This is a genomic window from Enterobacter sp. PL1 (assembly GCF_945957325.1).
Taxonomy (GTDB): domain Bacteria; phylum Pseudomonadota; class Gammaproteobacteria; order Enterobacterales; family Enterobacteriaceae; genus Enterobacter; species Enterobacter roggenkampii.
This window is the reverse complement of record NZ_CAMFKT010000034.1, coordinates 24,527-31,808: the sequence shown is the minus strand read 5'-3', so window position 1 is coordinate 31,808 and position 7,282 is coordinate 24,527. Positions and strand designations below refer to the sequence as shown.

At 42.7% G+C, this 7,282-nt stretch carries 6 protein-coding genes and 1 pseudogene; 3 read left to right on the top strand and 4 right to left on the bottom strand.

Annotated features, from left to right (window positions below):
* Both N6P30_RS21770 and N6P30_RS21765 read left to right on the top strand, forming a co-directional pair.
* Positions 1 to 832: pseudogene (locus N6P30_RS21770) on the top strand (RNA-dependent DNA polymerase); the annotation flags it as partial.
* A complete protein-coding gene (locus N6P30_RS21765; protein ID WP_023293202.1) occupies positions 829 to 1,569 on the top strand; it encodes a hypothetical protein in 741 nt (246 codons plus the stop codon). The pseudogene N6P30_RS21770 and the gene N6P30_RS21765, both read left to right, overlap by 4 nt.
* A 779-nt stretch (positions 1,570 to 2,348) precedes the next feature.
* On the opposite strand, the gene N6P30_RS21760 is transcribed toward N6P30_RS21765, so the two are convergent.
* Positions 2,349 to 2,894, bottom strand: coding sequence for a hypothetical protein (locus tag N6P30_RS21760; RefSeq protein WP_023293201.1), 546 nt, complete (start codon positions 2,892 to 2,894; stop codon positions 2,349 to 2,351).
* 412 nt (positions 2,895 to 3,306) lie between these two features.
* Between N6P30_RS21760 and N6P30_RS21755 the strand changes: the two genes are divergently transcribed.
* Positions 3,307 to 3,663: a hypothetical protein gene (locus tag N6P30_RS21755; protein WP_023293200.1), complete on the top strand. Its 357-nt coding sequence runs from the start codon at positions 3,307 to 3,309 to the stop codon at positions 3,661 to 3,663.
* 5 nt (positions 3,664 to 3,668) lie between these two features.
* On the opposite strand, the gene N6P30_RS21750 is transcribed toward N6P30_RS21755, so the two are convergent.
* The 3 genes from N6P30_RS21750 to N6P30_RS21740 all read right to left on the bottom strand — a co-directional run bounded on the left by N6P30_RS21750 (position 3,669) and on the right by N6P30_RS21740 (position 7,273).
* Positions 3,669 to 4,487, bottom strand: coding sequence for a DUF4225 domain-containing protein (locus tag N6P30_RS21750; RefSeq protein ID WP_032676873.1), 819 nt, complete (start codon positions 4,485 to 4,487; stop codon positions 3,669 to 3,671).
* A gap of 131 nt (positions 4,488 to 4,618) precedes the next feature.
* Positions 4,619 to 5,278 (bottom strand): type A chloramphenicol O-acetyltransferase, encoded by a 660-nt coding sequence (gene catA / locus N6P30_RS21745; protein ID WP_023293198.1) that lies wholly within the window; start codon positions 5,276 to 5,278, stop codon positions 4,619 to 4,621.
* 63 nt (positions 5,279 to 5,341) lie between these two features.
* Positions 5,342 to 7,273 carry a putative bifunctional diguanylate cyclase/phosphodiesterase gene (locus N6P30_RS21740; protein WP_023293197.1) on the bottom strand — a complete coding sequence of 644 codons (1,932 nt, stop codon included), beginning with the start codon at positions 7,271 to 7,273 and terminating at the stop codon, positions 5,342 to 5,344.
* Positions 7,274 to 7,282 lie beyond the last annotated feature (9 nt).

Sequence of the window (7,282 nt, the reverse complement as noted above, 5' to 3'; positions counted from 1 at the left end):
CCTAACTTTACAGAAACATAAAACCAATATTGTTACTAAAGAAGAGTTCCTTTCAGTGACTAAAGCTAAATTGCATGGCAATGATGAAGATGAAGAGTCTCCTATGAAGGCCAAATTTATGAGCTTGCCTATTAGATTTGACCCTTATTCAGCAAACGCAATCGAAGAATATGAGGAAATTAAGGAGTCTTTGAAAGATTTCGACTTGCTAGCTATGCTGAGTAGTGAATTGCAAAAATCAAAAATAAATCAATCTTTTAGCAAGCATTTGATAAAGGCATTCTCTGCAACGTCTGATGAAATAATAAGTAGTGCTTTCAAAGTGATGTTCAATAATCTGCACGAGCTTTATCCGATTTTTACAACTATAATTCAGGTGGCAAATTCTAACTGGCAAAGATTAAGCTTAGAAACTAAAGGCATTATTCTTGAAAAAATAAATACACTAATTCAAGAAAATTCATATATCTTAAGCACTGAGCTTAATTTAGCATATGTAGCTCGGATGCTTTCTAAAGAAAATACTGAAGAATCCACTCTAATCCTTTGTGAAATTTATAATAAAAACCCAGAAAGCATCTTAGTTAAAAACATCGTTACGCAGTCAATGGCAAAAATTAATTCTTATGCGTGGCTTTCAGATATCAAAAAGAACTTTGCAGGAATGCATCCGTTACAGAGAAGGTTATTAATTGTCTCCAGCTATTTTTTAGGAGATGAAGGCAAACACTGGAGAGAGCATAATAAAAAATCATTCAATTTCATAGAGAATATCTATAAGGATTGGGCAGGTCAAAGACAAACTGCAAGAAATCTTGAGGACGCACTATGATCTCCGAATTAACATTCTCTAGAAAATTTACTTCATTTTGGAATCAATTACTTCCAAATGCTAATAACTTTATACGTATCATTAACGGTAGTCTCATTGAGGATGTCTATCCTCCCCTGGATGAAAGTGCCAACAGAGCAAATAACGTCTTTGTCAATGAATGTGCATTTAACTTGTACAAAGCCATACAAAATGGCTCAATTGATAGAAATATACTTTCAGTGCCAGGCTTATTTCATAGCGCAGATTTTCAAACTATTTTTGAGCAGACGAAAGAGTATTTAAAGAGGTTCAGTTACGGTTCTAACTTCAAACTTCCTTTAAGCATGATCGAATACAATACTATCAGGGAAATGGCTAAAAGTATATTTTCTCGGTATGGTGAGATAAATCAAGTTGAAGTATCTCCAAATTTCGATGGATGTGGTGTAATAAATAATTCATATGGTGATATTTGTTATTCAAATATTCTTGTTGAAATTAAATCTGGAGATAGGAAATTTAGTGTATACGATTTAAGGCAGATACTAATATATTTTACTTTGAATTTTTATTCAAAAAATAAAAGAGGTATCACCAGTTTTGAGCTTTTCAATCCTCGAATGGGTATTATATATAGTGACTCCATTGTCAATCTCTGCAAAGAGTTAGCATTTATTCAAGCGGAGGAATTGTATTTTGAAATTATGAATTCTATTACAGAGGAAAACTTCATAGAAACTGAAATGCAACGTTAGATGTCATAATAGACCGCTACGGTTCATTGTGGCGGTCTTTTAAAAAAATAACATAAAGAACAAAAGGATTGGTTTTTTTACTTGATTATTAATCCAAAGTGAATTCCTCTCTAAATATCTTTGCTCACTAATAAAGCCAGATTATCATATGAAAATAACATGAAACTATATTCTCAGCTTCAGCGCGCAATGCTCTCCCTGCCACACCCGCTCGTTTTAGAAGGCGCTTCTAATGCTTGTGCAAAGGTGGACTTACAACCCACTGGAACTGGCCCTGGTAGTTAGTACAGGAACAAGAAAGTGCGTGCAAAACGATGCTCCTTTTGGATGCATGCTTTAACGTGGAAAAACAATGGGATTTAAGTCGTATTTTGACCGACTACCCAAGGCACGTTCAGCGCGTTGACAGAGGTAAATTACACTCTTGAGCGATGAATTTTTCAAAATTATTCACCCACTAAACAGCATCAAGTCTTTAATGCTTTCTACCGCGTTGTTCTACTCTGACCTGCTACTCTTCTCCCTTATGCCTTGCGTTTCAACAGAGCATCAAAGAGGCGTGATTTCCCCCTGTCTTGACCCAGCCTGCTTCTTGAAATTTGTACGTTCGGCACTATTTAACCCCACAGCGCGCGCTCGTAGCCCCGCCACGCCTGCCCGCTTTATGGAGTGGTTTTCATGCAGTTGCATGATAGGCTCTTAACCGCACCTTATCTGGCCTAGGAAGTAAAGATGCAAGTGCATAAAGCCATGAGATTTCATGCAGTATAGACATGCATTCATGCTACAGACATCATAAACCCGGCACTGGCCGGGTTTAAGTGAGCTTTTCTGTTCAGGTCAGAACAGCTTTCTTTTTTTCGATCGTCATGTGATCCTGATACCGGTGCTGAACCGGTCAGACTCATCACGTCGTCACGGAATCTCAACGGCAATATTTCATTCATCGACTTCAGCATTAGATGCAGGATAAATTCACGAAACAGCGTATCTGCATCATTTGACCCTTCAATAATGCCCGGTTTATGCGCTAAGCTATTCCGCTCAAATTGTCTGTACTTCATCCTGAGCAGGCTGCTCAATTCGGCACTGTGGTAAATAAAAAAGACTCGTAAAAGCTCATTGATACGCTCCTGAGTGATGTCATGATGGCAGTTCACATAGATGTTTGCCTTATGCGCGGTCGCGTCAACCAGTACCGGCAGCAGCTCTTCTTTTTCAGTAATCAGTCCGGCTACTTCTGTAGCTGTTTCCTGTTGTTTCAGATACTCAGCCCGAAGAGATTTCATCTCCGGCGTTACGATGCCGCCGGTCTGGTCTAGCAATTCCCTGACCTACTCCCGATTATCTTTACTGACCTGTTCAGTTTAGGTCTGATGCTGGCGCAGAGCCCTGAGGTTCTCAATGGCTGTTTCTTTGGCCCGTCTGGCTTCCATCCAGGCCTCAATTTTTTGGTAGAGGTTGATAATCCGGGATTGGCAGCCGGAGGAAAAGCCTTTTGTCAGTGTTTTCGTCTGGTGGGCTATTTTGTATGGGGCATAAGTTGGGACATTCAGTGTAAGGTCGAGAGTGATGCCCACATTGAAGCTTAATGTACACCAGAGAGATGAAGTGAAATCCAGAACGAAAGCCTATAAACTTACAGATAATGCTGGTTTATTTTCACCTGCCTGCTATCTCAAGGAGTTCGTTAGTAAGGTTAGTGTTTAAAAAAGATCATCTTAAAGGTATCCTTGCATGAACATACCAATCATGAAGATAGGCGAGCAAGTGGCCAGTGAACTGACGGAAAAAGATCTACTAGATAATGGTTTTTCGCGTAAGCAATTATCTCGTCTGAAAGAAGTATTAAGCAGGAAAGAAAATGCTGGCGAAACGCTTTCAACTTTAGTGGATGATCTAAGTAAGCGTTTTTATGGTGGAGTGATTTGTCTGATGCTTATCCTGGCACCGCTGATTTTCCTTCCCGTCTTTTATACCCCCTCTATGCTGGTATATTACCTACCTATTGCAGCTTTTGGCGTTATTGCAGTCTGGTATCTCATACCGCTAGGCCTTTCATGGAAAGCGCATAAGATTATGAAAGGCCGGTAGCGGGCTCACTGAGTTTTTTCGTTACTCTGCAACTGGTAAAGAGTGTGCCCAATTTTGGCGCCTTTCAACGTTGCTCCGGCGCCCTTAATCGCCAGGGCCGTCCGGCTCATGGTGTTTACCTGTCTCATGAAGTCCGGGGCGAGATAACGGTACAGACGCCAGGCATCGGGCTTCAGAGTGAGTTTGAACATGCCATAATATGACGTACTTAGATCTACCATCTGATAAGCAAGTAAACCTACTTTGCGGTCAAAGCCCAGAAATTCTGCCGAACCTTCAAAGCCATCACGCATAAAATTGATGGGTGACACCTTTCCCGCCAACTTCTGGACACTCTCTGCTGCTGAAGATACGCCATTAAGTACCAGCGTTGCGCCAGCTATGATCCCAAGCATATTTCCGACCGGAACGGATGAGGCAATAACTCCAATGCCGCCTGCAACCTGCAAACCGGAAATGACTACACCTATGAAATCGATGGCATAACCAAAGTATTTACCATTCTCTTCATAGATCCTGACTGATGCCGTGAGAACAGACTCACCTGTTCTAAGCATTCTGTCCTGAATCTTCAGATTATTATTTTCCTCGCGAATATTCTGGATACACAGCTGACATTCCTGTTCCGTCGCGCCATTCCTGATGGCTTCCAGTTGATATTTTCCAAAATCACGCACATTGTCCTGAAAACGCATGCGTGTCAGAGCATCTTTAATATGAAATCCCGATACAGCGAGCGCTGTATTCATTAGTTGATTCACTTCTAATGAGGCCATTGTCAGGAAATAGCCAGAAAAGCGATTACCACCTGTATAGATATCCAATTCCTTCCCTCGAATCGTAATAAAACTGAGAACATAGGGTAACACATGCATTTCGGACCGCCGTTATAACAGTATCCCTTGCTGCCAGCTACCTATCAAAATATTTTAGTGGATTAGCCATTCCATTCTTCCTACAGCTCCGACAAACCATCACACATCTCCTGCAACTCATTAAACATCCTTGCCACATGGAAGCCATCGCACACCGAATGATGCACCTGCACCGCCATAGGCAGCAGCACTTTTCCATCCTGCTCGTAGTATTTTCCAAACGTGAACATAGGCGAAAAGAAGTTCTTCATGTGAGCAATGTTCATCGTAAAGTTCGTAAACGTTACCCACGGAATAGACGACACGAAAAAGACATTTTCCCGTGACTCTTCCTTAGGCCAGTAAGAAAGGCTATTTCCATAGCGGGCCGTATCTTCTGCATACGTGTTCTGGAAGTGATGAATATTGCCGTCATAGTGGCTCCACAGTGACGAAAACGTCTCCGTTTCAGGGTGGAAAATGGTGTAGCTGGGATGAACTTCATTCCATATGACAAGCTCATTGTCCTTCATGGCCATGCGGAACTCAGGATACCGGTTCATGATGTTAGACAGGAGAAAAATGATCGTCGGGTAAAACTTCCAGCCCACCGCTTTGATATGTTTTCGCAGCGCGGTAATGTCGATCAGAACGGTTTGGTTAATTGTGCATTCAGCAAATGACTGGAAGACTTCAAAATGCTCCTTCCTTGGCCAACGAGATAAATCAACAGGCGTATACTCCGGGGCTGTTTTTTTCATTGTTTAACCTTTGATTATCAACCGTCTACGTGATTTTGGGCCAGAAACAACCGGACAACCATTTCAACCGTATCTAATCTTCCTGTCAATCTCAGCCTGTGGCTTTCCGAACAGGTATCCCTGCACGAGATCGCAGCCAAGCGCCTGAAGCCGTTCAAGCTGCGCTTCGGTTTCAACACCCTCTGCAATGACCCGCATGTTGAGGCTTTTCGCCATGCCGGTAATTAACTTAACGATATTAAGGGCATCATCCTGCGTAGATATCGGATTCACAAAGGATTTATCTATCTTAATTTTATCAAAATTAAGTTCACTCAGTCGCGAGAGCGAGGAATATCCCGTTCCGAAATCATCGATAGAAATTTTGACACCCAGTGCCCGGAGCTTTTTGAGAATAGTGATCGGCATGTTGCTGTCACTGAAGAGCGAAGACTCTGTTACCTCTAGCTCAAGTCGGCTAGCCGGTAGCCCTGTCTCTTTCAGGATGGACTGCACCATCGTGGTAAACGATTTCGTGCCTAGCTGAACGGGGGAGACGTTCACCGAGATCCTGGCCGGCACCGCCCAGGACACCGCTTCCCGGCAGGCCATCTCAAGCACCGACTTGCCGATCTCATTGATCATCCCCGTTTTTTCAGCGACGGAAATAAAATAATCTGGCGCGAGTATCCCTTTCACCGGGTGTATCCAGCGAATAAGCGCTTCATAGCCGTAAATTTCATTGCTGAATGAATCGACAATAGGCTGGTAATACACAACGAATTCATTGTGATCGATCGCCAGAGCCATATCATGTTCAAGGGTTCTGCTTTCCTGCAGTCTTTGCAGCATCCACTGCCGGAAGACCTTGATCTGCTGCGAACCTTCTTTTTTTGCCTCGTAGAGCGCCAGATCGGCAAATTTGTAAAGATAATCAGAGCGCCGTTCATTATCTGATAAAACGATGCCCACGCAGGTGGCAATTTTTATCAGCTGGTTATTAATCGTATAGGGCTGGCTGATATGATCGCTGATTTCTTTGGCGCGCGAAACGGCGGCGGTTTCCGTGAGTCCGCTGGAGAGAAGGGCGAATTCATCGCCGCCCAAACGGTAAAACGTATCCGTTGCGCTGCTCATTGAGGTCAGCCGTCGGGAGACCTGATTCAGCAGCAAATCTCCCGTATCATGGCCATAGGTATCGTTGACCTCTTTGAAACGGTCTAAATCAAATAACATCACCGTGACGGGGACGTGGTTTTTATCTGCCTGAAGATTAATTTTGTTGAGATCGTCCCAGAAGAAAAGGCGGTTTTTCATGCCGGTGAGGGAGTCATGATAAACATCATACTCCAGCTTCGAGTTCTGAATTTGCAGCTTTTCTTTTGATATTTGAAGCTCGTCAGCCAGGCTCTTAACCTGCATGTGTGCTTTCAGAATATTTTTATTCTGGTAGATCATTAAGAAGCCGAGAATAAAGCTTAAAATCACCAGGAGCAATGAAAGTGCCGAGTAGATATAATACAGTATCTGTATTTTCTTATTGGATTCGTTAACTGTGTTAATATCTTTTGTTAATGCCGTGGCAGAAAGCTGGCTTAGCGGTGCATCGAGTTCATGCATATTTGTCAGGTATGCTTTTAACGCCGGGTGGCTCATATTTTCAAGATGGCTATCCAGATAGGCCAGTATGTTTTCTAAGCGTAAAGCGAGTTCCTGATGCGTTTTATCGCTGTCAATGTAGCGACCTAAATCGCCCCCCTTCATTAAATCGCCCTGACTGAGCATAATTTCGAGACGCATGCGGACCTGGTCTATCGTAACGTCATCGGTATCGGTTGCGTATAGACCAAGCCATGATTCAAAACGGTAATACTCTGATACCAGTTGTGCCACGGACCAGGACTCAGTGTATTGAGTCAGTTTTTGCAATTCTTGCTGACGATCATAAACAAGGTATGCAATATATCCTGTCGTGATAAAAAGAGAAAAAATGATACCAACCAGTATCCTGTTCATTATGTTCTC

Bases quoted from the DNA above. Each gene is read 5' to 3' on its own strand.
- N6P30_RS21765 (WP_023293202.1), top strand. From the start codon at position 829: ATGATCTCCGAATTAACATTCTCTAGAAAATTTACTTCATTTTGGAAT.
- N6P30_RS21755 (WP_023293200.1), top strand. From the start codon at position 3,307: ATGAACATACCAATCATGAAGATAGGCGAGCAAGTGGCCAGTGAACTG.
- catA (WP_023293198.1), bottom strand. From the start codon at position 5,278: ATGAAAAAAACAGCCCCGGAGTATACGCCTGTTGATTTATCTCGTTGG.
- N6P30_RS21740 (WP_023293197.1), bottom strand. From the start codon at position 7,273: ATGAACAGGATACTGGTTGGTATCATTTTTTCTCTTTTTATCACGACA.